The following is a 23878-nucleotide window of genomic DNA, read 5'->3' as shown; positions in this document are numbered from 1 at the left end:
CCGGCCCTGTTTCTTTCTGGAGTAATTTTCGTTCATGGGTTTCACTCTCGCAATCGTCGGGCGTCCCAATGTCGGCAAGTCCACGCTGTTCAATCGTCTCGTCGGCCGCAAGCTGGCGCTGGTGGACGACCTGCCGGGCGTCACGCGCGACAGGCGCATCCATGACGCCAAGCTCTACGACCTCAAGTTTCAGGTGATCGACACGGCTGGTCTCGAAGAGGCCGCCAATGACTCGCTGGAAGCGCGTATGCGCGCCCAGACGGAAGCCGCCATCAGCGAAGCCGATGCGGTGCTGTTCGTGGTCGATGCCAAGAACGGCCTGACGCCTGCCGACAACACCTTTGCTGAACTGGTGCGCCGGTCCGGCAAGCCCGTGGTGCTGGTGGCCAACAAGGCCGAAGCGCGCGGCGCGCAGTCGGGCCTTTATGACGCCTTCCAGCTTGGTCTCGGCGAACCGTGCCCGATCTCCGCTGAACATGGTCAGGGCATGCCCGACCTGCGCGACGCCATTGTCGAACTTCTGGGCGAAGAACGCGTCTTCGCCGACGAAAAAGAAGCGGAAGGCGCTGACGAAGTCTTCACGCCAAAGGCGGTCGGCGAGCTGATCGGCGACGACATTGAAGATCCGGATGAGGAAGTCATCCCGGCCTATGACGCGACCAAGCCGCTGCGCATTGCCATTGTGGGACGCCCGAATGCGGGCAAGTCCACGATGATCAACACCATGCTCGGTGAAGACCGCCTGCTGACTGGCCCGGAAGCGGGTATCACCCGTGACTCGATCTCGGTCGATTGGGAATGGCACGGTCGCAAGATCAAGCTGTTCGACACTGCCGGTCTGCGTCGCAAGTCGCGCGTGCAGGAAAAGCTGGAAAAGCTTTCGGTTGCCGATGGCCTGCGCGCCATCCGCTTTGCCGAGGTGGTGATCATCGTGCTTGATGCGACGATCCCCTTTGAAAAGCAGGATTTGCAGATCGCCGATCTCATCATCCGTGAAGGTCGTGCGCCGGTCATCGCCTTCAACAAGTGGGACCTGATCGAAGACCGTCAGATGGTTCTGGCCGATCTTTACGAAAAGACCGCCCGTCTTCTGCCGCAGGTGCGCGGGCTGCGCGCCGTGCCGATTTCCGGCGAACGCGGCCAGGGTCTCGACAAGCTCATGGAAAATGTCGTGAAGACCCATGAGATATGGAATCGCCGTATTTCCACCGGCCGCCTCAATCGCTGGCTGGAAAGCGTGATTGCCCATCAGCCGCCGCCGGCTGTTTCCGGTCGCCGCCTGAAAGTGAAATATATGACGCAGGTGAAGACCCGCCCGCCGGGCTTCGTCGTCTCCTGCTCGCGTCCCGACGCGATGCCGCAATCTTATGTGCGTTATCTGGTCAACGGCCTGCGCGAAACCTTCGATATGCCGGGCGTGCCGATCCGCCTTGCGCTGCGCACCTCGGACAATCCGTTCGCGGGCCGCGCCAAGAAGAAGCGATAAGCATCATGTAAAAAAGCCCGGAGTGATCCGGGCTTTTTCTTTTGGCATTACTGTGCAGACGGCATCATGCCTTTGGCAGCACAAATTCCACACGCCGGTTCTGGGCGCGTCCATCGGGGTTGTCCTTACCCTTGATGTCGTTGGGAGCGACAGGTTCGCTTTCGCCACGCCCTTCCGGCTTCAGGCGCGCCGACGGCACGCCATTGCCGACTAAAAATTCGACAACCGCTCTGGCCCGCGCTTTCGAAAGCTTGAGGTTATAGCTATCGGAGCCCTTGGAATCCGTATAGCCGACAACCTGCACGGTGGAATCCGGTGTGCTGTCCAATATCTTGACGACACCACCCAGTGTGGACTTGGCCTTAGCCGTCAGCTTGGCGCTGTCGAAACCGAACAGGATATCGCTCGAGACAGACAGGACGACGCTGTTGTCTGTCTCGCGCATCGTGATGTTGCCGCTCTTCTCGACAATCTGTTGCGCTGCGGCCGAAAGGCCGCGTGCGTTGTCATCCGTACCGCCGGAAGCCGAAACCAGATCGCGGATTTCCGGCACAAGATCACGGATATAGGCGTTCTTATCCGTATTCAGCCCTGCATCCTGCGCTGTTCCGACCGACGGCAGGCACAGCGCAGCAAGGCCGATCAGACCGAGACGGGTCAATCGATGGATTGTAGCCATTGGCTGTTCCCCCTATTCGGCGGGAACGGCGAATGGTCCGAGCGGCTCGACCCCCTTGATATAGAGCGTCACCTTCTGATCTTTCGGTGGTGCCGGAAAAACGCCGTGCCAGACGCCGACCACAGGCCCCTTGCCGAACAGTGAAACGGAGGTTGGCGTGAGCGGCTTGCCCTCGGAGTCCTTCAACAGCAGATACTTCTTGTCGCCGGCGAGAAGGTAATAATCATTCTCGTACTCCTTGTCTGACATGGAGCTGTAAAGCGTCGAGGAAACGTTGTCGCCTTCCGTGGCGTTCTTGAAACGAACCTTGACGGTTAGCTTGTCGCCGTCGCGGATGGCGCCGCTGACCTCGGCGGTAACCTGACCGCTGCTGTGATAGCCGGTGGCGAGCGGCTGGCCCGCTGATTCTTCAGCCAGCGCTCCAAAGGGCAGGGCGCTTGCAGACAGCAAGACGGTGGCGAGAAGTGTACGTGAGAGAAACGCCATGAGTATCGCTTTCATTTGTTGGACAGCCTGGAGCATTATGCAGTCGGAAGAAATCACCCGGCGTCGCATTCATGCGGTGAGAACAAATAAGGGAGCAGTTCTGGCGGTATTATGAGAGCAGGTTTGATCGGATTATGCTCTAAAAGGTGAACCACTCCGGATGCGGGGCTGAAACCTAACAGTCTGAAAACAAAAATTCTATAAATTTTCAAAAAACCTACAATCTTTTACTTCAAACTTCTTTTCCGTTCGTTACATGATGGGTTGGGCCGGTGTTTCAGGTATTTTTTTCGCGCCGATCTTATCCGTTGGCATCAAAACGCACATTAACGGGTTGAGCTTGGTCGTCGCGGCTGCTAATCCGCCCGCTCCCCGATTTTCTCCCAAAAGGTGCCACGATGACGAAGGCTATTGAGAGCCCATTTGATGGCGTGACATTAGGCATCGATTTCGGCACCACCAACACGGTTCTGTCGGTTGCAAGCCCCGATGGCACCGCGGCTGTGCTGAGCGTCGTCAAGGATGGCGCCGACGTGACCGGCTATCGCTCGATCCTCTGTTTCTGGCAAGATCGCGAAACCGGCGAGCGCACGGTGGAAAGCGGCCCATGGGCGATGGATGCTTTTGTCAATGCGCCGCATTCAACGCGCATGTTGCAATCCTTCAAGACCTTTGCGGCGTCAAAATCCTTCACCGATACGCCGGTCTTCGGCAAACGGTTCAAGTTCGAGGATATTCTGACGACATTCCTCGAAACGGTTGCCGCGCGCCTCGGCGACAGGTTGCCGCCAAAGGGCAATCGCGTGGTGGTCGGGCGTCCGGTTATTTTTGCAGGCGGCTCGCCGGACGAGCAGCTGGCCATGCAGCGCTACGAAAAGGCGTTTCGCGCCTTCGGCTTCACCGACATTCACTATGTCTATGAACCGGTGGCCGCGGCTTATTTTTATGCGCAGGAATTGAAGGCGGATTCGACTGTTCTGGTGGCCGACTTTGGCGGCGGCACGAGCGATTTTTCCATCGTGCGCTTCGAAGTAGGTAAGGGCGGTCTTTCCTTCACGCCGATGAGCCAGACCGGTCTTGGCATTGCGGGCGACACATTCGACTACCGCATCATCGACAATGCGGTTTCGCCATTGCTCGGCAAGGGCACGGAATACAAGTCCTTCGGCAAGCGCCTGACCATGCCGAACCATTATTACGCAAATTTCGCGCGCTGGAACACGCTGTTCCTGATGAACTCGCCCGCGACGATCCGCGACCTGACCGAGCTTGCCAAGCAGGCGGTCGAGCCGGAAGCGCTGGAGCATTTCATCAATCTGATCGAGAATGATTACGGCTACGAAATCTATCGCGCCGTTTCGAACCTGAAGGTTCGCCTCTCATCCGAGCGCATCGCGGAACTGCATTTCAAGGCGGACGATTTTGAAATTCGCTCGGATATCACCCGCAACGATTTCGAAAACTGGATCGCCGAGGATGTGCGCCAGATCGAACAGTCGGTGGATGAAGCCGTGGAAAAGGCCGGACTGCAATCCGGCAATATCGACCGCGTTTTCCTGACGGGCGGCACGTCCTTTGTGCCGGCCATCCGCACCGCATTCGAAAGCCGCTTTCCCGATGCGGCCGTGACCAGCTCCAACCAGTTCGATTCGATTGCCACGGGTTTGGCGCTGATCGGACAGGACGCCGATATCGACCGCTGGTCGGTGAAGTGATTGCCAAAGGCGCTCTGTTCTGACAAGCGCTTTAGGATGCAGTTGCCGTATCGGCAAAACAGCTGGCGATCTTTCCATTCGCGCCAAGCTTTTTGGCCCATTTGACCAGATCCGGCACTTCACTCCTGTCGGCCATGCCGCCCCAGACGTCTTTAAGCTGCGGTGTCTTGCCTGAAAGGTCGAAGAAGAAATAGCCGGGGTCGGCGACCGGAACATCGGCATAAACGACTGCCCATTCACCGCTTTGCATGAAACTGTCGATTTTGACCGCAGTTGGCTTCACCTTCTTGCGAAGGCTTTTGGCAATCAGGGCCGAGTAATCGGACCGCTGTTGCTTGGTCAGGCTCGTGGTAACCCCGTCGCAGGGCGATTTGGCGAAGGCGCTCCCCGGCGATGCCAGAAACGCCATTGCAATGAAACCATTGATGCAGGCCGTCTTGAAGATTGCGTTCATCATTCCCCTCCGAACGATTGCTGTCGAGTGCGCTTGATAGAGCTTACTTAAATCCCGGAAAGCCATCCAGTCGCCACTGACGATCCGGCTTGCGGACCGATGCGGAAAACATGCGAATCTTACCTTTTATTTGGTCCTTGAGAACAAGGCCGACCGATGGAAAGCGGCTGTCATTCGCGTTGTCCCGATTGTCCCCCATAATATAGTATTCATTATCCGCGAGTGTCTTTGCGTCGATATTATCACCGAAACTATTATTGACCATGTCCAGCAGTATATAGCTTTTGCCTTTCGGTGTTGTTTCCCGCACGAAACGACATTGATAATAAGTGCTGGATTCTGTCTCTTCGGGGCACCCCCCATCGAGAGTCGATGAAATTGGTGTCATCTTAAGCGGTTCACCATTGATAATTGGTATCCCGTCCTCGATCTCGATTGTTTCTCCAGGCAAGCCTATGATCCGCCCGAGGAATACCGTATCCACAAGCTGGCCGGGGCCGCCCAACAAGCTTTTCGATATATAGTGGACCTTGTAGGCAACGAGATCGCCCCGTTCCATGGTTTCGGTCGACGCATAGCTGGTGGTGGCGACCACATCCCCCGGACCAAAAGTGGGCATCATGGATGAGCTGGTCACTCTGAGGTTCATGACTTCCGCTGAAGCAGCATAACATCCAACTATGCTGATAAGGCCAGCCGCAAACATTTGGAAAAAGTCCATTCTGCCTCTGTTTGAATATCACGTGCCAATGACGTTCGCTGGTTCCTGTCGGTAATCTTATGCAGGCATTTTTTGCCAAAGGGCTTTTATCCCTGCCATACCGTTTTGACCATTGCCACTCAAAAACGCAATGAAAACAATCGTTGGGCGGACAGTGTTAATTCAAAATTAATCAATATTTTCAAAGGGTAAACAAGACATCGTTAACGATCCATCAAGGTTAATACTCCATTATCGGCTTCGTTAAGCACATCCCGAAAAGCGTGAAACGGCTTCGGAACCTGTGCGCGAGAACTGAAGTCTGTGTGAGTGGAGTGTGCGGTGCGTCTTGTGTCGATACGAGCGCTGTTTGGCCGACGGAAGGCCGTTGCCGAGCCGGTATGGCATTATCCTGTCACGGGCTATTGCCCGGAGGATGGTCGCTATTATGCCGTGCGCGCGAAACCGCGTCACATCGCCCGCAGGCCGCAGCGTCTGATCCCGCTGGTCCTCACAGCCTTCGCCTATCTCTTCAATTCCAATGCGATTGCCTTTCAGGATATGGCGAGCCTCGTGCCGTCTGCTGATCTCGGCACGCATCGCTGGACGGCTTTTGTCGCCAAGGCTCCCGTTGGTTCGGTGCATCAGGCGGAAATGCCCTTTGTCGATGCAACGACCGTCACCGGCAGCATCGCCACCAACGGCATCGAAGTGCCGGGCATCGGTCGTGTAGCGCTTTCGGGCGGCAAGAAGACCGCGAAGCTCGGCCCGGATGATCCCAACCCGGACGAAAACCGCATCAACCGCGCCGACAAGACGGGCCGTCTGGTCTCGGTGCAGCCAAAGGCGCCCGCCAAGGCGTTCACCGCGGGCAGCATGTTCGACAAGATCAGCATGATCACCCGCCCGCCGGAAAAGACCGACACCAAGATGGCCTTTTCCAGCAAGCTTGAAGGCAAGGAAATCGACATCACCATGGCCTTCCATGCCGTGAAGCCGCCAAAGCCGCGCGCAGAAATGCCGGTGCAACTGGCCAAGCTGATCAACAATGACCAGCCGGATGTGCTGGCCCTGGGTTATGCACCGTCTGCGCCTGATTATGGAAAAACATCACCCTTTGAGAGTATCCTGAAACCAGACCCGAGCGAGGGGCGTTTCGTCCCGCCCATCGGACAGGAAGATCACGACTGGGCGGCAACTCCGTTGCCGCCTTCGGCATTTAGCAAGGGCGAACAGAAGTGCCTCGCCGAAGCCGTTTATTACGAGGCGCGTGGCGAAACGGTCAAAGGGCAGGTGGCTGTGGCGCAGGTCGTGCTCAACCGCGTGCGCAACCCGGCCTATCCGGGCACCATTTGCGGGGTGGTCTATCAGAACCGCGATTGGCTGAATGCCTGCCAGTTCTCCTTTGCCTGCGACGGGCAGAAACATCGTGTTACCGAGATGCCGCAATGGCGCATGGCGCAGCAGGTGGCGAAGACGGTGTCGTCCGGTCAGATATGGCTGCCGGAAGTGGGCTCGGCCACGCATTATCATGCAACCTATGTGAAGCCCTTCTGGGCACCCACCATGAAGAAGCTGACCAAGATCGGCCTTCATGTGTTCTACCGCACCTATGGCGGCGGGTGGAGCTGACAAGCATTTCCAGCAAAAATTGCGAAGCGACTTTGCGTTCGGAAAAGCGTAGGGAAGAAAGCATTTCCAGCAAAAGTGTGAAGCCCGCGGCGGCAAGCCCGCTGGACTGCCCACTGATACAGCTTTGATCTATCCGGTATCCACCCGCAAAGGCCCGCTTTAGCAGAGCTTGCTGCGGCTTCGATTTCATAAAATATGCGCGAATAAATGTCTGGCGTGTCGATCCGGCCCGCCTGCGCGTAGCTATTCTTATTATCTAAATTAGATGTAAAATAATATATAGATAAAGTTACTTCATATTTAACTTTATTAGTGTATATATGAATATTTTGTAATATAGACATGATATTTTAAAATAAATATAAGATAGGAATCATCGGAGTTTGTTCATCTTTTTTGATGTGTGAGGGGTAATGAAAGTTTTAAATAAGAATTTGGCGTATTTGCTTATTGGTACATCTTCTTTATTAGGCGTTGCACATATTGCGATGGCGCAGCAGCTGGAGCTTGATCCTAACCCTGCACCCATTTTGGTTGAGGGGGCTGGCTGGGTTAGGTCTGTTGCCCAAGGCGTTTCTGCTGACGGCAGTGTGATTTTTGGGTACGTTGCAGATACGACTGGCGGCGCTACTACTGCTTCAGTCTGGGATAGCAAAACTGGAAAACTGACTGTCCTCCAAAATTTGGCTTTGGACGCAGGTCGTCCGTTTTCTGCGAATGGTGCGTCTGCTGACGGGAAGGTTATTTTTGGCGGCACGGTCGACGCCCAAGGTGTGCAGCGCCCTCTGGTGTGGTTGAATGAAACGTCGACGCCAACTGGTCTTGACGCTCTCGATGCCAATAGTACGGCGGTCGCCCATGCAATTTCGGCTGACGGAACGACGATTGTCGGATCCTCGAACAGTAATGGTGCTTTGAACAACGGTCATGCCGTTCTTTGGTCGCGTGTTAACGGTGCCTATTCGATCCTTGATCTTGGAACATTGGGTGGCGCTACTTCCGCCGCGGCTGCCGTTTCCCACGATGGATCGGTGATTGTCGGTTCGGCAGATTTGGATGCGACACATAACCATGCTGCGGCATGGTACGACATAGATTCGCATGCGGTGGATCTTGGGACTTTGGGTGGTAACTCCAGCGCACGCGGCTTGTCTGCCGATGGAACCGTAATTGTTGGACAGTCGAACCTGGCTGGTGGAGATTTGCGCGCCGTGGCGTGGTACGGCAAAAACGCGAATCCGGTGAATCTGGGCGTTTTGAATGGCGGATCGAGCTCTTTTGCCCGTACTGTGTCCGCTGATGGCAGTGTCATCATCGGGGGGGCAACGTATTCATCAACAGCTGATACCCATGCCGTAGCGTGGTATAATCAAGAGACAACACCGACCGATCTGGGCACTTTAGGGGGCAAGGCTTCTGACGCAACTGCCGTTTCAGCGAATGGGGGGTTATCGTTGGCCATGCGACGAATGAGAGCGATGCAATCCACGCCGTGGTTTGGATTGGCGGTGCGACATCGCCGACAGACCTTGGGACTTTGGGGGGCAAGGCTTCCTATACGAGCGGCGTCTCTGCTGATGGGACTGTGATCGTCGGTTACTCTTATGGCGCCGATACTGTTCCACATACCGCGCTCTGGAAACTCGTGACGGTAACGCCGCCCGATCCTAAGCCGAACCCCACTCCGACCCCTGATCCGGACCCGAACGCGAATGGGAAGCCGACACCAGCACCGGAACCAACGCCCACGCCTGTCGGCATCGATGTCACCAATACGGTGCAGACGGTTGCCGCACTTGCCAATGACACCTTCTCGGTCGTCGGCTCGCAAGGCGCCATTGTTGGCCGGCTGATGGGCGGCAGCAGCAGCGGTCAGGGCTTCAACGACTTCTCCGGCGCCGGTCTCGGCATGGCGCGGGGTGGCGAAAGCTGGTACGGCATCTATTCCGACGTTGGCCGCGCAGGCGACAGCAAGGATGTGCTCGGCTGGATGACGCTCGGTCACGCCTTCACCGATAATTTCTCGGCAGGCGCAACCATTGCCCATACGTTCTGGCAGGACATGCCGGACAATTTCGACCGCACCAACAATAATCTCGGCGGCGGTATCTATGCGCAGTGGAAAGACCGGACCCAGAGCGGAACCTGGTATATGCGTGGTTCGGCTGCGATCAATCGCTATGATGTCGAGCGGACGCGTCAGGTGCTGGGCTATACCGAACCGGGCAGCGGTGACAGCACCGTCAATGGTTGGGGCGTACAGCTGGAAGCAGGGCAGTCGTTTGATCTCGGCAACAAGGCATCGTTCGGTTATTACGGCGGCTTGGACTATACCGACCTGAAAATGGACGGCTATACCGAATCCGGCGCTCATTTCCCATTCACCTATTCGGATGTGAAGTCACAGCGCACCACGGCCTATCTCGGTCTCAATTACGGCATGGCGCTGACCGACAAGGTCAACTGGTCCGTCAATGCCGAGATCGAGCAGGATTTGTCGCACAAGGACCCGAGCGTAATCGCCAGCGCCGACTATATCGGCTCGTTCAAGTTCGATTCCGATGCGGCGCATACACGCGGCAGCCTGTCGACCACGGTTTCCTATGCGTTCAGCGATGCCGTCAGCATCGGCGTGACGCCTTATGTAAACCGCACGGTCAACAAGGATACGGCCTTCGGCGCGATCATCGGCCTTTCTGGCAAGTTTTAAGCTTTGCCGGGCAAGGAACGGTTCTGCTTGGCATGAAGCGTTAGAGCCGACGGCAGATCGGCTTCGACGTGCCGTTTAGCGAAACTGTCATTATGAAAACAAACAGGCGGGAGAGGGCAACCTCTTCCGCCTGTTGCGTTGCGCCCGTTCTTGACCCAGCTTTCCCTGTCTGTGTTTCACTGCTCGACAGCAAGCACTTGGCGCAGTGCGCTCTCACGCGAATCCAGGGCAAGTTTGATCGTTGATCGCGGCGGAAACCGGATGGCTGAAGCAGGGCCCGCGTTTCATTGGCGCTGGAGCCGCTCCGGCTGCGATACGCTGGGGATAGTGGCAACGAAAAAGTGAAGGATTCGCGCCACATTCTTGGACTTTGGGCGGAAAATGAGTCGCACCATTAGCTATCCAATTGTTTTTTATGAATAAAAAACCTTCTGGAGCAGTGGCTTCACCGCCTTGACTAGCGGGCGGGGTGTCAATATGTTGCGCGCAACTTGGAAATGGGGTTTTGAACCTGCCTTTCTTGAAAAAAGGAGCTGCCAATGGCACGGGGAATTGAGCCCGAAAAGCCATCCGGTGCTGTCAAGGATGGGCAAGGGCAACCTGCTTCCGGGGAGCTGGATCAGCGTTTGAACCGTCTTGAGGCCGAATTGGTCAAGAAGGGCATGTTCAAGAAGCCAGCTTCCGAGGAGGAGCGGTCGGAGACGGCAAGTTCGGTCGCGCAGGCCATGAAGCTTTCCAGCGAGTTTATCGCTGGGATCGTGGTGGGTGCGGTGCTTGGCTGGTTCATCGATCGTGTCGCCGGCACGTCGCCTTGGGGATTGATCGTATTTCTCCTACTGGGCTTCGCAGCGGGTGTCCTCAATGTGCTTCGTTCCGTAGGTTATGTCGCCGATCAAGGCGGCATTAAGACTAACGCGGAAAAGAGTGACAGGAAATAAGACTTGGCGGACTTTACGGTAAAGTTCGTTCAAGTGTAAGTGATAAGCGGGCCGGATGCATGTCGGGCCCCGAGACTGAAACGCCTTCGGGTAGACCAAGTCGCCTCAGGGCAGACTAAATCGCCTTCGGGCAGGCCAAATCGCCTTCGGGCAGGGAAGACAGACGAGGTTAAGGTGGCGAACGATCCGATCCATCAGTTCCAGATTTCTCGGTGGATTCCCATCGATGTAGGCGGCGTTGACCTGTCGTTCACGAATGTTTCGGCTTTCATGGTCGCAACCGTCGTGGTCGCTTCGGGCTTCCTTTATCTGACATCGTCGGGCCGCGGTCTTATCCCGACCCGTCTGCAGTCGGTTTCGGAAATGGCCTACGAATTTGTGGCGACAAGCCTGCGGGATTCGGCTGGTTCGAAGGGTATGAAGTTCTTCCCCTTCGTCTTCTCGCTGTTCATGTTCGTGCTGGTCGCGAATTTCATCGGTCTCTTCCCGTATTTCTACACTGTCACCAGCCAGATCATCGTGACGTTCGCTCTCGCGTGCCTGGTCATCGGTACGGTCATCGTCTACGGTTTCTTCAAGCACGGTTTCGGCTTCCTCAAGCTGTTCGTGCCGAGCGGTGTTCCCGGCATCATCGTGCCGCTGGTTGTCGCCATTGAAATCATCTCGTTCCTGTCGCGTCCGATCAGCCTCTCGGTTCGTCTTTTTGCGAACATGCTTGCAGGCCACATCACGCTCAAGGTTTTTGCCGGCTTTGTTGTTTCGCTGGCCGCTCTTGGGCCCATCGGCGTCGGTGGCGCGGTGCTGCCGCTCATCATGACGGTTGCGATCACCGCACTCGAATTCCTCGTAGCCTTCCTCCAGGCCTACGTGTTTACCGTTCTCACCTGCATGTACATCAACGACGCAGTACATCCGGGACACTGAGTTCAAACCGGCGGGCGACCGCCAGAACTGAAATCCGCGCTTATATTTCAATCCAGAAGGAGCTTAACATGGAAGCGGAAGCAGCAAAGTACATCGGCGCCGGTCTCGCCTGTTTCGGTATGGCCGGTACGGCTCTCGGCCTCGGCAACATCTTCGGCCAATACCTCTCCGGCGCTCTGCGCAACCCGTCCGCTGCTGACAGCCAGTTCGGCCGTCTGGTGTTCGGTTTCGCCGTTACGGAAGCTCTGGGCATCTTCTCGCTGCTCATCGCGCTTCTGCTCCTCTTCGCCGTCTAATAAACGGTTCAAGAGTCTGGCCTGCCGCGATCTGTATCTTGAAATGCAGCGCGGCTGGCCTTTGCATATGACGTTCGAGTAGGCATGATCCCGGAAGACGGGAACCGGTTTTCGGATCAGATCATGCTCGATTTAAGGGGAAATCTGGATGTTCGTGTCCACGGCGTTTGCCCAAACCGCCACCGAATCGCAACCGGCACCAGCTGCTGGTGAGCACGGCGCAGCTGATGCTGTGCACACCGAAACCGGGGTCGCGCAGGATGCCGGACACGGCAGCGGCGTATTCCCTCCGTTCGATTCCACCCACTACGCCTCGCAGCTTCTGTGGCTGGCGATCACTTTCGGTCTTTTCTATCTGTTCATGTCGCGCGTGGTTCTGCCGCGCATTGGCGGCGTGATCGAAACCCGTCGTGACCGTATCGCCCAGGATCTCGAGCAGGCTGCCCGTCTCAAGCAGGATGCCGATAACGCCATCGTTGCTTATGAGCAGGAACTGGCCCAGGCCCGCACCAAGGCCGCTTCCATTGCAGAAGCTGCTCGCGAAAAAGGCAAGGGCGAAGCAGACGCCGAACGCGCTGCTGCCGAAGCTGCGCTGGAAGGCAAGCTCAAGGACGCCGAAGAGCGTATTGCTGCGATCAAGGCCAAGGCCATGAGCGACGTCGGCACCATCGCCGAGGAAACCACGGCTGAAATCGTCGAACAGCTTCTGGGCACCAAGGCCGACAAGGCTTCGGTAACAGCCGCTGTCAAGGCCGTGAACGCCTGAGGAGAGGACAATGGACGCTACATTTTGGGCACTTGTTGGCCTCATCATCTTCCTGGCGATCCTCGCCTATCTGAAAGTTCCGGCCATGGTTGGTCGTTCGCTCGATGAGCGTGCCGATCACATCAAGAAGGAACTGGAAGAAGCCCGTACGCTGCGCGAAGAAGCACAGCAGCTTCTGGCCGAATACCATCGCAAGCGCAAGGAAGCCGAAAAGGAAGCAGGCGATATCGTCGCCGCTGCTGAACGCGAAGCCAAGGCTCTTCTCGAAGACGCCAAGCGTGCGACTGAAGAATATGTGGCCCGCCGTAACAAGCTGGCTGAACAGAAGATCGCAACCGCTGAAGTCGACGCTATCAATGCCGTCCGCGCTTCGGCTGTCGATCTCGCCGTTGCCGCCGCTGGCAAGCTTGTCGCCGACAAGGTTGACACCAAGGTTTCCGGCGGTCTGTTCAAGGACGCACTGGTTCAGGTCAAGTCGAACATGAACTAAGGTTCTCGCGACCTTTTGAGTTTTGAAATGCCGCCTGAAAGGGCGGCATTTTTGTTTTAATAAGGCCTCGGAGAGGGTGCGCCAATTCGGCGGTGCATACCAGTGGAATGGATGAGCCATTCAGGGACATGCCGAGTATTCGAAAAGAATGGAGCTACCGGGGGCGATGGATGACATAACCGGCGCGATCTGGTTGATCGCCGCCAGTGGCGCCTGATAAATCCACCAGGATTCGATCGGTGCAGCTTCCGGTTTTGCGCTCGCATCTTTTCGGACCGAGCCGGATAAGGGCTCATTCCTGCGGACTGATTTCCGTTCAGGCGTTTCGCATCTACACGATGCGCTTAAGTGTGAGGCTCAAAGCGTCCCTTGATCGGTGCGAAAGTGTAACGGTGCAGGCCGGGGATGGGGCCGTCGCTTTCAATGGCGGCGCGGTGGCGGGCGGTTGCATAGCCTGCATGCACTTCCATGCCGTAGATCGTGTGAACGCTGCCTGCGCGCTCCATCATGCGATCCCGCGTCACTTTGGCGACGATGGAAGCCGCAGCAATCGACACGGAGCGCTGATCGCCCTTCACGAGGGCGGAACCGGGGCAGGGCAGGCCGGGCGGTACATCGCGCCCATCAATCAATGCGTGGCATGGCTGTAAGATCAGCCCGTGTACGGCGCGACGCATGGCTTCCAAAGCAGCTTTCCGAATATCGCTGACATCGATGCTGCGGGCGCTGAGACTTGCAACAGAGACGCTTATGGCCTTCGCCAGAATAGTCTCATAGAGCGCATCGCGCTTGGCTGCATTGAGACGTTTGGAATCGTCTAGCCCGTCGGGAACGTCGCTTGCGTCCAGCAGCACGGCAGCAGCTACGACCGGCCCGGCGAGAGGCCCGCGCCCCGCTTCATCGATGCCGACAATATGGCGAAGCCCACGCGCCAGCAGCCTCGCTTCTTCAGAGAAGTCGGGCACGAGTGGGATGTCGAATAGAAGAGGAGAATCAGAAGCCGTGCTTTTCATGAGGCGGCGATTTTCGCATTGCCTCCGATTCTCCGCAAGGTCCTGCCAAGAGGAATGGTGGCGGGAAGCAGGACCCGATCCGCCTGACGGGACAGGCGGAAAAAGATAGTGTGTTAACCCGTATTGGGGGTGGCCATCAAAACAGGGATAATTGCTTGCCGCCTTTCTGGACGGGTTCGAACAGATCGGTGCGCAGGTGTTTGCGCTGGGTGTTAAAGCCGAGCTTGCGGGCGGCGATTTCGAATCTGCGGCCGATCTGCCAGGCATAAGGGCCGGTGCCGCGCATCCGCTTGCCCCATTCTGCATCGTAATCCTTGCCGTCGCGCATCGAGCGCACCAGCGACATCACATGCCGGTAGCGGTCAGGATAATTGCGCAGCAGCCAGTCTTTGAACAAGGGCGCTACTTCCAGCGGCAGGCGCAGCAGCACATAGCCAGCCTCGCGCGCTCCTTGCGCATAAGCCGCGTCGAGAATGCGCTCGATCTCGTGATCGTTGATACCCGGAATGACAGGTCCCATCATGACCGAAGCCGGAATACCCGCATCGGTCAGCTTGCGGATTGCCTGAAGGCGCAGGCTCGGCGTCGAGGCGCGCGGCTCCATCGTGCGGGCCAGATGCGCATCGAGTGTCGTTACCGATAGCGCGACCTTGGCGAGACCCTTTTCAGCCATGCGACTCAAAATGTCGATATCGCGCACCACAAGCGCCGATTTCGTTACGATGCCCACCGGGTGGTTGGCTGCCTCCAGAACTTCGAGAATTTCGCGCATGATGCGCCATTTCTTCTCGATCGGCTGGTATGGATCGGTATTGGTGCCGATGGCAATCGTCTTGGGCTGATAGCCAGCCTTCGCCAGTTCGCGTTCCAGAAGGCGCGGCGCATCCGGCTTGGCGAACAGGCGGGATTCGAAATCGAGACCAGCCGACAGCCCCATATAACTATGGCTCGGGCGGGCGAAACAATAGATGCAGCCATGCTCGCAACCGCGATAAGGATTGATCGAACGGTCGAAGCTGATATCGGGAGAATCGTTGCGGGTGATGATCGTGCGCGGCTTTTCCACCTGCACATCGGTGTTAAAAGCGGGCAGCTCTTCCAGCGTCGTCCAGCCGTCGTCGAAATCCTCGCGCGTGGTCGGCTCAAAGCGTCCCGTCGGATTAATGCCCGCACCGCGTCCACGCCGACGGCTGTGATCGATCCTCAGCCCCGCTTCGCCGACAAGCGCGTTGGCATGCTCCGCACGGCCAGTGCCGAATGCGGCCATGTCTGCCTGCTTGATGATATCTGCGTGCTGGATAGCTGCCATCTTCATCTCCCTGCGGAGCTTCAAAGCATGTCCGGCAAAGCCTCTGACGGCTTGCATGCGGCAACGCTTCTGGTAATTGTCCGACTCTGTCTGATGAATCTATTCCTATCCGAAGAGTAAGAACAAATCAAGAACATAGTTCGTTCCGCTTTCCGTTCACGCGCTGTTGATATAAGAAGCGCGCATGCTGTCCGTGATTATAGAAACGCAGAATTCCGAAAAGCCTCTGACCCACACATTGTCGGCGCTTGTGCCAGCGGTGGTGGAGGGGCTTGTTCGTCGCGTTCTGGTGATCGACAAAGGCTCGTCGGATGAAACCGCACTGGTGGCGATTGGCGCCGGATGTTCGTTCAGCGATGGCGCGGATAAGGCGGCGGCGTTAAGCGAGATCCGCACGCCCTGGGTTCTGGTTCTCGCGCCGGGCGCTATTCCGCAGGATGGATGGGAAGAAGTTGCGCGTCGCCATATGGAAGGCACAAGTGATCCGGCGCGGTTCACGCTGGCCGGGGAGCGCGGGCTTGGCGGGTTGAAGGCGGCAGTGTTCGGCAAGGGGCCGACGCTCGATGCCGGGCTTCTGGTTCGGCTGGATATGATCAAGCCTCTGATTTTGGACGGGATGGCTTTTGCTGGGCTTCCGCGTCAGATGAAGCCAGTGCGGCTCAAGCATGGCATTCATCCGCCCACGCAGGATTGAAGCGGTCCCTAAGAGCCTGTTCCAAAAGTCGTCCTGTGTGGCTGCAAATGGCAATCTTCTGCGTTCCGGTGCTCACGTACTTTGAGTACGCCCCGCTCCGGTACTCGAAAATCACCATTTTCGCACACACGTGCCGCTTTTTGATTCAGGCTCTAAACAGCAAAAGGCGAAGCAGGAGCTTCGCCTTTTTGTAAGATAGCAGCTTTCGCTTCTATCTTGATTAGTTCTGGTAGCTCGAAGGCGAAGCGTCGCCAAAACGATGTGCAGAACCGTCCTGATAGGTCGAACCCGACTGGATCGTCGCGGTTGCGGTGTGGTCAACGGTCTGAGAAGCAACCGGGGTGCGGTCGTTTGCATAGAGGTCGGCCGGTTCGCCGACATGCGGGTTTTCTGCGAAAGCAGCACCGGCGCTAAGGGCAACGGCAACGGCAGCAAGAGCAAGCTTTTTCATTTTCATATTCCTTTGAAGATCGCCCTTCGGATGGCACCCGAACCAATCGGGAAGCAAGTAAGGGCACCCGGGTGGCTCAGGCACCATCCTTCGGGGAGATAACTGTTGAAGCCGGATCGTTTGAGGCCCGGCCTTGGGCGTCAGCGTTCGAACGCGACGCCCGTTATGCAGCAGGCTTTGGCCTGATTAGTTCTGGTAGCTCGAAGGCGAAGCGTCGCCAAAACGATGCGCGGAACCGTCCTGATAGGCCGAACCCGACTGGATCGTCGCAGTTGCGGTGTGGTCAACGGTCTGCGAAGCAACCGGGGTGCGGTCGTTTGCATAAAGGTCTGCAGGTTCGCCAACATGTGGGTTTTCTGCGAAGGCAGCACCGGCGCTAAGGGCAAGGGCGGCAGCAGCAAGAGCAAACGTTTTCATTTTCATATTCCTTTTCGTTTGCCGCACGAACGACACCCAATCACTGGGTTCTGTCCGGGGCGTCCCGGGTGGCCGAAATGCCATCCATCAGGGAGGGGAAATCAATCGCCGGGATTGCTTGGGAGGATTCCGGCAGGGCGGGCGTCAGCGGCGTTTTTAGCGCGACGCCCGTTATGCAGTCAGGCGTTGGCCTGATTAGTTCTGGTAGCTCGAAGGCGAAGCATCGCCAAAGCGATGAGCAGAGCCGTCCTGATAGGCCGAACCAGACTGGATGGTCGCGGTTGCGGTGTGGTCAACGGTCTGCGAAACAACCGGGGTGCGGTCATTTGCATAGAGGTCTGCAGGTTCGCCAACATATGGGTTTTCAGCGAAGGCAGCGCCGGCGCTCAGGGCGAGGGCAGCAGCAGCAAGAACAATCTTTTTCATTTCCTATCTCCTTGGAAACTGGAGCGGCGTTTCTTTTCGTCGTTCCGATGCAGCTGAAATGGGTGACAATGGGCAAAAGTTCCAGTCACGAAAATGTTTTGTTAATCACACATTCGTGCTCGTTAATATTTGGAAACAATCGAAAATAGGAAAAATATATACGTAAAATCAACAGTTTGATTGATATACCAGCAATCACGTGACTGTTATATGACGCTTTTTGTTCATAAATCGCGAACAGAGTGTCCGTGTTTATTGTCCAATAAGAGTGAACAATAGCTGGCTTTTGAATAGGGTGTTACTGACTATCGAAGGAGAATGGATTTCTGCGGGCTGCACGCAAGCGCAAAGCAGGCAGAATCAATATCGGAGGAGGCGGGTTACAGCTGTGTGAGGGTTACGATGCAGCTGTGCCGGTCGCGATGACAAACCAGTCCGGCTTTTCGGCTCTCATGCGGGCTGCGGCCTTTTGCAGGGCGTCTTCGTCGGCGAAGATTGCAAAACAGGTCGCGCCGGAACCGGACATCTGGGCGTATAGCGCATCGCCCGCCCGTAGCAGCGCAAGCTTGTCGCCGATTTGCGGAGCAAGCGCCAGGGCTGGCGACAGGAGATCATTGCGCGTCGTGCCAAGGTAATGGCAGAGCGCGCCGAGTTCATTCTGGTCGGGCGGCAGCAAGGCGGGATTGTTCCGCTTGTCGAGGGCGCGAAACACATCGGGCGTGGCAAGCGCCGTGCCGTCATTGACGAGCAGCAGGGGCAGGGCCGGAAGGCCCGTAACAGGTGCAAGGTCTTCGCCAATGCCGCGCGCCGTCAGCGGCGTGCCATGCGCCGCACCATGCAGGCACATGGGCAGATCAGCGCCAAGCGCCAGACCGAGCGCGGCGAGCCGGTCGAAATCGAATTGGAGGTTCCAGAGCGTGTTGAGGGCAAGCAATGTGGCCGCCGCATCGCTGGAGCCGCCGCCAATACCCGATGCTATGGGCAGGTTTTTTTCAAGATGAATGGCAACGGGCGGCAGATCGCGCCCGGAATGCGCGCGCAATGCATCGCGCGCCTTGAGCACCAGATTGCCGCCATCGAGGGGAACCGCCGAGGCGAAAGGCCCGCTGACCGTAAACCGGTCTTCCGGAGCATCGGCAACCGTTATCGTATCGCCATAGTGCGCAAAGACCACCAGCATGTCGAGCAGATGATAGCCATCGTCGCGCCGTCCGGTGACGTGCAGCGCGAGGTTGATTTTCGCAGGGGCAAGACGGGTAACAGACCGGCTGTCAGCAGGCCGGGCGCGCAACAGGGTGTCGGTCATCGGGGTTTAAGCGGATCAGTCTTTCTTGACGTAATATTCGCCGGTTTTCGGGTCCTGCACCAGCGTGCCGTTGGCACGGTTCTGCGCTTCCTTCTCGGCCTGACGAACGCGCTGCGACACGCGTGTGGCTTCACGCTTGAACGAGCGGTAGCCATACCAGGCGGCGATGATGATCAGCAGCAGAAAAATGAGCTGTGGCATGACCAAATTCCTTATGTGTCGTGTTGGGCGCGCGCTTATCGCACCCTGTCATTTCTGACATCTTATCACGAGAAACCGTGATGTTTCAAAGACCATAGCGTCCCCAAAGCGCTTTTTCTTCAGCAACGGAGAGCAGGCCGTCGCCGAGATGGGCGGCAATTTCCGCCGGTTCCAAGCCGGAAAACGCCGATGAAAGCGCCATGCCGACGCCCGGAACCTTGCGGCCAAGCAGTCCGCGCTGGGGCTGGATCAGCTGGAGCTCCACCTTGTCGCCATAGGTCTTGCGCAGGAAACTGCGCATGTCGCCCAGCCCGTCGATGAGGCCGAGCTGCAAGGCTGTCGTGCCGGTCCAGAACAGGCCGGTGAACAGGTCGGATTCCTCGACAAGCTTGTTGCCACGCCGTTCCTTGACCATTTCGATGAAGGTGTCGTGGATTTCGAGTTGCAGCGATTTCAGCCGTTCGATGTCGGCCTTCTTTTCCGGCTGGAACGGATCAAGCGTGACCTTGTTGCTGCCGGCGGTATAGACGCGCCGCTCCACGCCGATTTTCTTCAGCAATTCCGGAAAACCGAATGACGCGGACACCACGCCGATGGAGCCGACGATGGAGGAGGGGTCTGCGATGATCTCGTCACCGGCCAGGGCAATCATATAACCGCCGGATGCGGCCACATCCTCAACGAAGATGAAAACCTTTTTCTGGTGTTCGGAGGCGAGATCGCGAATGCGGCGATAGATCAGGCGCGACTGCACCGGTGAACCGCCGGGAGAATTGAGCGAAATCGCCACGGCTGGCGCATGCTTGTTGCTGAAAGCCTTTTCCAGCACGGCGGCGGTCGATGCCAGCGATAGCGACGGGCGCAGCGCTGAACCCCCACTCATGATGGCGCCATGCAGGCGCACGACGGGAATTTCAATTGCGGCATTGCGAAAGCGGCGCGGAACAAGGCGCGTCAATAAACCGGGCAAGGCAAACTCCAAACTGGATCAACTGTTGGTTGCCAATGTAGGAACCAATCTGGGAAACACAAAGAAAACCCTCCGAAAATTTATATCTTCGGAGGGTGAGTAGGATCATTTTTTCGCGGGTTTTGCCACGATCCGCAACAGTCCGTAGCCGAATATGGCCGAGAGCGCCGAACCGGCCAGAACGCCAATTTTCGTTTCGGTCTGCATGAGATCGGACGGGAAGGACAAAAGCCCGATGAAAATGCTCATGGTAAAGCCGATGCCGCACAATATGGCGACGCCATAAAGCTGCGCCCAGCTGGCGCCCATCGGCTTTTGCGCAAGGCCGGTCTTGATGGCGAGCCAGGCTGCGCCGAACACGCCAAGCTGCTTGCCAACAAAAAGCCCGAGCAGAATGCCGAGTGTCAGCGTGTCGCCCATCACCGAGGCATCGAGCCCGGCAAAGGAAATGCCCGCATTGGCAAAGCCGAAGATCGGCACGATGAGGAAGGCGACCGGTTTTGCCAGCGCATGTTCGAGGATGTGCAGCGGTGACGTCATGTCATCCGGTTTGCCGGGCGCAGGTTTCAGCGGCACCATCAGCGCTGTCACCACACCGGCGACGGTGGCGTGAACGCCGGAATTGAGCACGAAGAACCACAAAATTGCGCCACCGATCAGATAGGGCAGCAGCTTCATCACGCCCATGCGGTTCATCGCGAAAAGCGCAATCGCAGTTATGAAAGCCCCGCCCAGATAGGGCATCGAGATTTCGGCTGTGTAGAAAATGGCGATGATGACGACGGCGGCCAGATCATCGAGAATGGCGAGCGTCGCCAGAAAAACCTTGAGGCTCGACGGTACGCGTGAGCCGAGCAGCGACAGGACCCCGAGCGCAAAGGCGATATCGGTTGCGGAAGGCACCGCCCAGCCCCGCACTTTTTCGGCATCGTGAAAATTCAGCGACGCGAAGATGATCGCAGGCAGGATCACGCCGCCTGCTGCGGCAATGCCCGGTAGCATCCGGTTTGGCCAGCTTGCAAGCTGCCCGTCGATGAATTCGCGTTTGATCTCCAGCCCGACGAGCAGGAAAAACACCGCCATCAGCGCATCATTGATCCAGTGCGCAAGGCTCAATGGGCCCATATAGACGTGAAGCGCATCGAAATAGATTTGCGAGAAGGGTGAGTTGGCCACGATGAGCGCAAGCGCTGCCGCTGCCATCAGCACCAGGCCACCGGCAACCTCGCTATCCAGAAAGCGTCGCATGAGAGATACGGGGCGAGCGGAATTTGGACTGTGGTTCATCGGTCTCCTTAAAGAAACTGTTAGGTGCTTTGCGGCGCATCCACTTCGTAGAGCACAAGATCGCGGTCGGTGATGCCGAGTGTCGGCCATGTCGAACGCCAGGCGGCAATGTGCCCGGAGGCAAAATGTTTGTCCAGCGAAGCCCGGTCCAGCCACAGCTCTTTTACATGGATAAGACCCGGATCGAGAATGTCGGCGGCATAGGAATAGTCGATGCAGCCAGCCTCGGCGCGGCTGGCTTCGATCATTTGCTGCATGACAGGGCGCGCCTCATTCAACTTCGCAGCAGGCAGCCGAACGGTTCCGACGATAAGCAGCACGGTTTATTCTCCCCGGATCAAAGAAGCGCGGTCTGGCCGTTGTTGATGGCATTGGCGCGGGGTGTGAAACCGTTGCCGCTGTCGCCATGCAGGACGAGTGGCGGCATGAACGAGAGACCGGCGCGGCTGCCCCGCGTGCCGGTGACGACGATACGGATTGCCGCTGCGTCACCGCGGGGGTGCACCGGCACGATGCGCAAGCCGCCGAAGCGCCCGGTGAGCGCTTCCAGAATGAGCGCAATCGAGCCCGGTCGCGCTATGATGGCGATGCCGCCGCCCGGCCGGACGATGGCCGCCGCCGTGCGCACCCATTGTTCGAACATGCCTTCGGGCATGACATGCGCTTCCGCCTTGAGCGGATCGGGCGTGCGCCGGTCCGCCGCTTCGTTGAAAGGCGGGTTCATGATGGCGAAATCGAAGCTGTTATCGGCAAGACCTGCCGCAACACGCGCTTTTCCGGTCAGCGCCACATCCGCTTCCACAATCGCGAGGCGGTCTGCCAGAGCTGTATTCAGGGGATGCGCGATGGTCTTTCTGGCAAAGCCGACCATCAGGCCAGAGCGTTCGACAAGGGTAATGCGGCTTGCCGCGCATCGGGCCGCAACCGCAAGCCCGGCTGCACCCGCACCGCTGCCAAGATCGGCGAGGCGTCCGGCAAAGCCGTCCGGCACCGCGCTTGCAAGGATCATCGCATCGACGCCGGAGCGATGCCCTTTCATTGCCGGTTGCACGAGATGAAAAGCGCCGCGATGAAAGACATCCAGCGTTTCTTCAATCTCGTCTTCGGTCGTCAGGGTCATTGATCGCGCAGTTCGTGTTCAATCTCGGCATCGATCAGGATTTGCCGCGCTTCGTCCAGCTGATCCTCACTGACCAGAAGACGGCGCGGCAGTACGCCTAACGACCCCTCGATAATGCTCATATTGGTGTCTGCGATGAAATAAGCTATTCCCGCTTCCTTCATCAAGGCTTCGGCGAAAGACAAAAGGACGGAATCGTTGGTGCGGATAAGTTCGATCATTTACCTAGTTTGGAGCCAATGCACCGCATTGACAACAGCTTCCGTCAATGTTGAACAGGCAGTGAAGGCACGGAATGCGTCTTGAGCATTCCGCCGCGCTTAAATATGGTGGCGGCCCCATCAAGGAGTAATGGCATTGGGTGTGGTTCTGAATCTCGACGACAAGAAAAAGCAGACAGGATCGGTGCAGCCGCTTGTCGACCTGACGAAGGCCGATATGGCGCGCGTAAACGAAATGATCCTGTCACGCGCCGGTTCCGACGTCGAAATGATTCCCGAAGTCGCCAATCATCTGATCTCGTCGGGCGGCAAACGCCTGCGCCCGATGATGACGCTCGCTGCCGCCCGCATGTTCGGTTACGACGGCGACGGTCATGTGCGTCTCGCAACCGCTGTCGAATTCATGCATACCGCAACGCTTTTGCACGATGATGTGGTTGATGAAAGCGATCTGCGCCGTGGCAAAAGCACCGCCCGCATGATCTGGGGCAACCAGGCCAGCGTTCTCGTCGGCGATTTCCTGCTCGGTCAGGCTTTCAAGATGATGGTCGATGTCGGCTCGCTCGACGCGCTTGACGTGTTGGCGACCTCTGCTTCGGTGATCGCCGAGGGCGAAGTCATGCAGCTTGCCGCTGCCAAGAACATGGAAACCACCGAAAACGAATATCTGGCGGTCATCAAGGCCAAGACGGCGGCGCTGTTTTCGGCGGCTGCCGAAGTCGGCCCGATCATCGCCGGTGTGCAGCGTTCGGATCGCGCAGCCTTGCGGGATTACGGTCTCAATCTCGGTCTCGCTTTCCAGCTGGTTGACGATGCGCTCGACTATGGTGGCTCGGCTGCCGATCTGGGCAAGAACACGGGCGACGACTTCCGCGAAGGCAAGATCACGCTGCCGGTGATTCTCAGCTACCGTCGTGGCACCGATGATGAACGCGCGTTCTGGAAGCACGCCATCGAGGACGGTGCCAGCGACGATGCATCGCTGCAAAAGGCCATCGGCCTGATGACCAAACATGGCGCGATTGCCGATACCGTGCAGCGTGCGCGCCACTTTGGCGAGATTGCCCGCGATGCTCTGGCGCCGCTGAAGGCCTCGCCGGAAAAGGATGCCCTCATCGAAGTCATCGACTTCTGCATCAGCCGCGTGAACTGAGTTCGAATATTTCGAACGGGATCGATCAGGAAAA

28 protein-coding genes are annotated in these 23878 nt (G+C 57.5%); 12 read left to right on the top strand and 16 right to left on the bottom strand.

From position 1 onward, the window contains the following. Window positions 1-34: 34 nt before the first annotated feature. A complete protein-coding gene (der, locus tag WIX40_RS11780; RefSeq protein WP_109368414.1) occupies window positions 35-1486 on the top strand; it encodes a ribosome biogenesis GTPase Der in 1452 nt (483 codons plus the stop codon). 64 nt (window positions 1487-1550) lie between these two features. On the opposite strand, the gene WIX40_RS11775 is transcribed toward der, so the two are convergent. Further along, window positions 1551-2165 (bottom strand): OmpA family protein, encoded by a 615-nt coding sequence (locus WIX40_RS11775; RefSeq protein WP_109368415.1) that lies wholly within the window; start codon window positions 2163-2165, stop codon window positions 1551-1553. 12 nt (window positions 2166-2177) lie between these two features. Further along, complete coding sequence (locus WIX40_RS11770; protein WP_121537466.1) at window positions 2178-2666, bottom strand: hypothetical protein; 489 nt, start codon at window positions 2664-2666, stop codon at window positions 2178-2180. 383 nt (window positions 2667-3049) lie between these two features. On the opposite strand from WIX40_RS11770, the gene WIX40_RS11765 reads away from it, so the two are divergent. Continuing rightward, complete coding sequence (locus tag WIX40_RS11765; protein WP_109368416.1) at window positions 3050-4366, top strand: Hsp70 family protein; 1317 nt, start codon at window positions 3050-3052, stop codon at window positions 4364-4366. A 31-nt stretch (window positions 4367-4397) separates the two neighbouring features. On the opposite strand, the gene WIX40_RS11760 is transcribed toward WIX40_RS11765, so the two are convergent. Continuing rightward, a complete protein-coding gene (locus WIX40_RS11760) occupies window positions 4398-4823 on the bottom strand; it encodes a hypothetical protein (protein WP_235858907.1) in 426 nt (141 codons plus the stop codon). Window positions 4824-4863: 40 nt separating this feature from the next. Then, window positions 4864-5541: a signal peptidase I gene (gene lepB / locus WIX40_RS11755; protein WP_121537328.1), complete on the bottom strand. Its 678-nt coding sequence runs from the start codon at window positions 5539-5541 to the stop codon at window positions 4864-4866. A 321-nt stretch (window positions 5542-5862) separates the two neighbouring features. Here lepB and WIX40_RS11750 point away from each other — a divergent pair, with 321 nt between their 5' ends. From WIX40_RS11750 to WIX40_RS11715, 8 genes are all read left to right on the top strand, one after another. Then, entirely contained in the window at window positions 5863-7152 is a 1290-nt protein-coding gene (locus tag WIX40_RS11750) for a cell wall hydrolase (RefSeq protein ID WP_109368418.1), read from the top strand. Window positions 7153-7565: 413 nt separating this feature from the next. Beyond that, window positions 7566-8741, top strand: coding sequence for a hypothetical protein (locus WIX40_RS11745; protein ID WP_109368419.1), 1176 nt, complete (start codon window positions 7566-7568; stop codon window positions 8739-8741). Then, window positions 8645-9862, top strand: a complete 1218-nt coding sequence (locus WIX40_RS11740) for an autotransporter outer membrane beta-barrel domain-containing protein (protein ID WP_124915182.1) — start codon at window positions 8645-8647, stop codon at window positions 9860-9862. The genes WIX40_RS11745 and WIX40_RS11740 overlap by 97 nt, the downstream gene beginning before the upstream one ends. 539 nt (window positions 9863-10401) lie before the next feature. Then, on the top strand, window positions 10402-10800 hold the full coding sequence (locus tag WIX40_RS11735) for an AtpZ/AtpI family protein (protein ID WP_109368421.1): 399 nt from the start codon (window positions 10402-10404) through the stop codon (window positions 10798-10800). 174 nt (window positions 10801-10974) lie between these two features. Next, window positions 10975-11724 carry a F0F1 ATP synthase subunit A gene (locus tag WIX40_RS11730; RefSeq protein ID WP_109368422.1) on the top strand — a complete coding sequence of 250 codons (750 nt, stop codon included), beginning with the start codon at window positions 10975-10977 and terminating at the stop codon, window positions 11722-11724. A 68-nt stretch (window positions 11725-11792) separates the two neighbouring features. Next, window positions 11793-12020 (top strand): F0F1 ATP synthase subunit C, encoded by a 228-nt coding sequence (locus tag WIX40_RS11725; RefSeq protein ID WP_002963544.1) that lies wholly within the window; start codon window positions 11793-11795, stop codon window positions 12018-12020. Window positions 12021-12168: 148 nt separating this feature from the next. Beyond that, on the top strand, window positions 12169-12786 hold the full coding sequence (locus WIX40_RS11720) for a F0F1 ATP synthase subunit B (protein ID WP_109368423.1): 618 nt from the start codon (window positions 12169-12171) through the stop codon (window positions 12784-12786). Window positions 12787-12796: 10 nt separating this feature from the next. Next, window positions 12797-13276, top strand: a complete 480-nt coding sequence (locus tag WIX40_RS11715) for a F0F1 ATP synthase subunit B (protein WP_109368424.1) — start codon at window positions 12797-12799, stop codon at window positions 13274-13276. 344 nt (window positions 13277-13620) lie between these two features. On the opposite strand, the gene rnhB is transcribed toward WIX40_RS11715, so the two are convergent. Further along, window positions 13621-14289: a ribonuclease HII gene (rnhB, locus tag WIX40_RS11710; RefSeq protein ID WP_109368425.1), complete on the bottom strand. Its 669-nt coding sequence runs from the start codon at window positions 14287-14289 to the stop codon at window positions 13621-13623. 136 nt (window positions 14290-14425) lie between these two features. Then, the gene (locus WIX40_RS11705) at window positions 14426-15598 is read right to left on the bottom strand and encodes a PA0069 family radical SAM protein (RefSeq protein WP_171316582.1); all 1173 of its coding nucleotides are present in this window, start codon (window positions 15596-15598) and stop codon (window positions 14426-14428) included. Between the two features lie 184 nt (window positions 15599-15782). Here WIX40_RS11705 and WIX40_RS11700 point away from each other — a divergent pair, with 184 nt between their 5' ends. Beyond that, window positions 15783-16292 (top strand): glycosyl transferase, encoded by a 510-nt coding sequence (locus tag WIX40_RS11700; protein WP_109368427.1) that lies wholly within the window; start codon window positions 15783-15785, stop codon window positions 16290-16292. Between the two features lie 220 nt (window positions 16293-16512). Here the strand turns inward: WIX40_RS11700 and WIX40_RS11695 are convergent, their stop codons facing one another. The 10 genes from WIX40_RS11695 to WIX40_RS11650 form a co-directional block, all read right to left on the bottom strand. Beyond that, entirely contained in the window at window positions 16513-16743 is a 231-nt protein-coding gene (locus tag WIX40_RS11695; protein ID WP_109368428.1) for a hypothetical protein, read from the bottom strand. A 186-nt stretch (window positions 16744-16929) separates the two neighbouring features. Next, window positions 16930-17160, bottom strand: coding sequence for a hypothetical protein (locus WIX40_RS11690; RefSeq protein ID WP_109368429.1), 231 nt, complete (start codon window positions 17158-17160; stop codon window positions 16930-16932). Between the two features lie 195 nt (window positions 17161-17355). Then, window positions 17356-17586, bottom strand: coding sequence for a hypothetical protein (locus tag WIX40_RS11685; protein ID WP_109368430.1), 231 nt, complete (start codon window positions 17584-17586; stop codon window positions 17356-17358). Window positions 17587-17983: 397 nt separating this feature from the next. Continuing rightward, window positions 17984-18892, bottom strand: coding sequence for a 4-(cytidine 5'-diphospho)-2-C-methyl-D-erythritol kinase (locus WIX40_RS11680; RefSeq protein ID WP_109368431.1), 909 nt, complete (start codon window positions 18890-18892; stop codon window positions 17984-17986). A gap of 15 nt (window positions 18893-18907) precedes the next feature. After that, on the bottom strand, window positions 18908-19093 hold the full coding sequence (locus tag WIX40_RS11675) for a hypothetical protein (RefSeq protein WP_109368432.1): 186 nt from the start codon (window positions 19091-19093) through the stop codon (window positions 18908-18910). A gap of 85 nt (window positions 19094-19178) precedes the next feature. Further along, window positions 19179-20063, bottom strand: coding sequence for a S49 family peptidase (locus WIX40_RS11670; protein ID WP_171316579.1), 885 nt, complete (start codon window positions 20061-20063; stop codon window positions 19179-19181). A 105-nt stretch (window positions 20064-20168) separates the two neighbouring features. Next, the gene (gene nhaA / locus WIX40_RS11665) at window positions 20169-21350 is read right to left on the bottom strand and encodes a Na+/H+ antiporter NhaA (protein ID WP_171316575.1); all 1182 of its coding nucleotides are present in this window, start codon (window positions 21348-21350) and stop codon (window positions 20169-20171) included. 20 nt (window positions 21351-21370) lie between these two features. Then, on the bottom strand, window positions 21371-21670 hold the full coding sequence (locus WIX40_RS11660; RefSeq protein ID WP_109368433.1) for a putative quinol monooxygenase: 300 nt from the start codon (window positions 21668-21670) through the stop codon (window positions 21371-21373). A gap of 17 nt (window positions 21671-21687) precedes the next feature. Continuing rightward, window positions 21688-22470 carry a tRNA1(Val) (adenine(37)-N6)-methyltransferase gene (locus WIX40_RS11655; RefSeq protein ID WP_109368434.1) on the bottom strand — a complete coding sequence of 261 codons (783 nt, stop codon included), beginning with the start codon at window positions 22468-22470 and terminating at the stop codon, window positions 21688-21690. Next, complete coding sequence (locus WIX40_RS11650) at window positions 22467-22691, bottom strand: putative signal transducing protein (protein ID WP_109368435.1); 225 nt, start codon at window positions 22689-22691, stop codon at window positions 22467-22469. The genes WIX40_RS11655 and WIX40_RS11650 overlap by 4 nt, the downstream gene beginning before the upstream one ends. Before the next feature lie 136 nt (window positions 22692-22827). Here WIX40_RS11650 and WIX40_RS11645 point away from each other — a divergent pair, with 136 nt between their 5' ends. Beyond that, window positions 22828-23844: a polyprenyl synthetase family protein gene (locus WIX40_RS11645; protein WP_109370175.1), complete on the top strand. Its 1017-nt coding sequence runs from the start codon at window positions 22828-22830 to the stop codon at window positions 23842-23844. Window positions 23845-23878: the final 34 nt, after the last annotated feature.

It is taken from the genome of Ochrobactrum teleogrylli (assembly GCF_037482325.1).
GTDB lineage: Bacteria > Pseudomonadota > Alphaproteobacteria > Rhizobiales > Rhizobiaceae > Brucella > Brucella teleogrylli.
The sequence above is the reverse complement of the archived record's forward strand: the minus strand, read 5'-3'. Positions and strand labels throughout refer to the sequence as shown.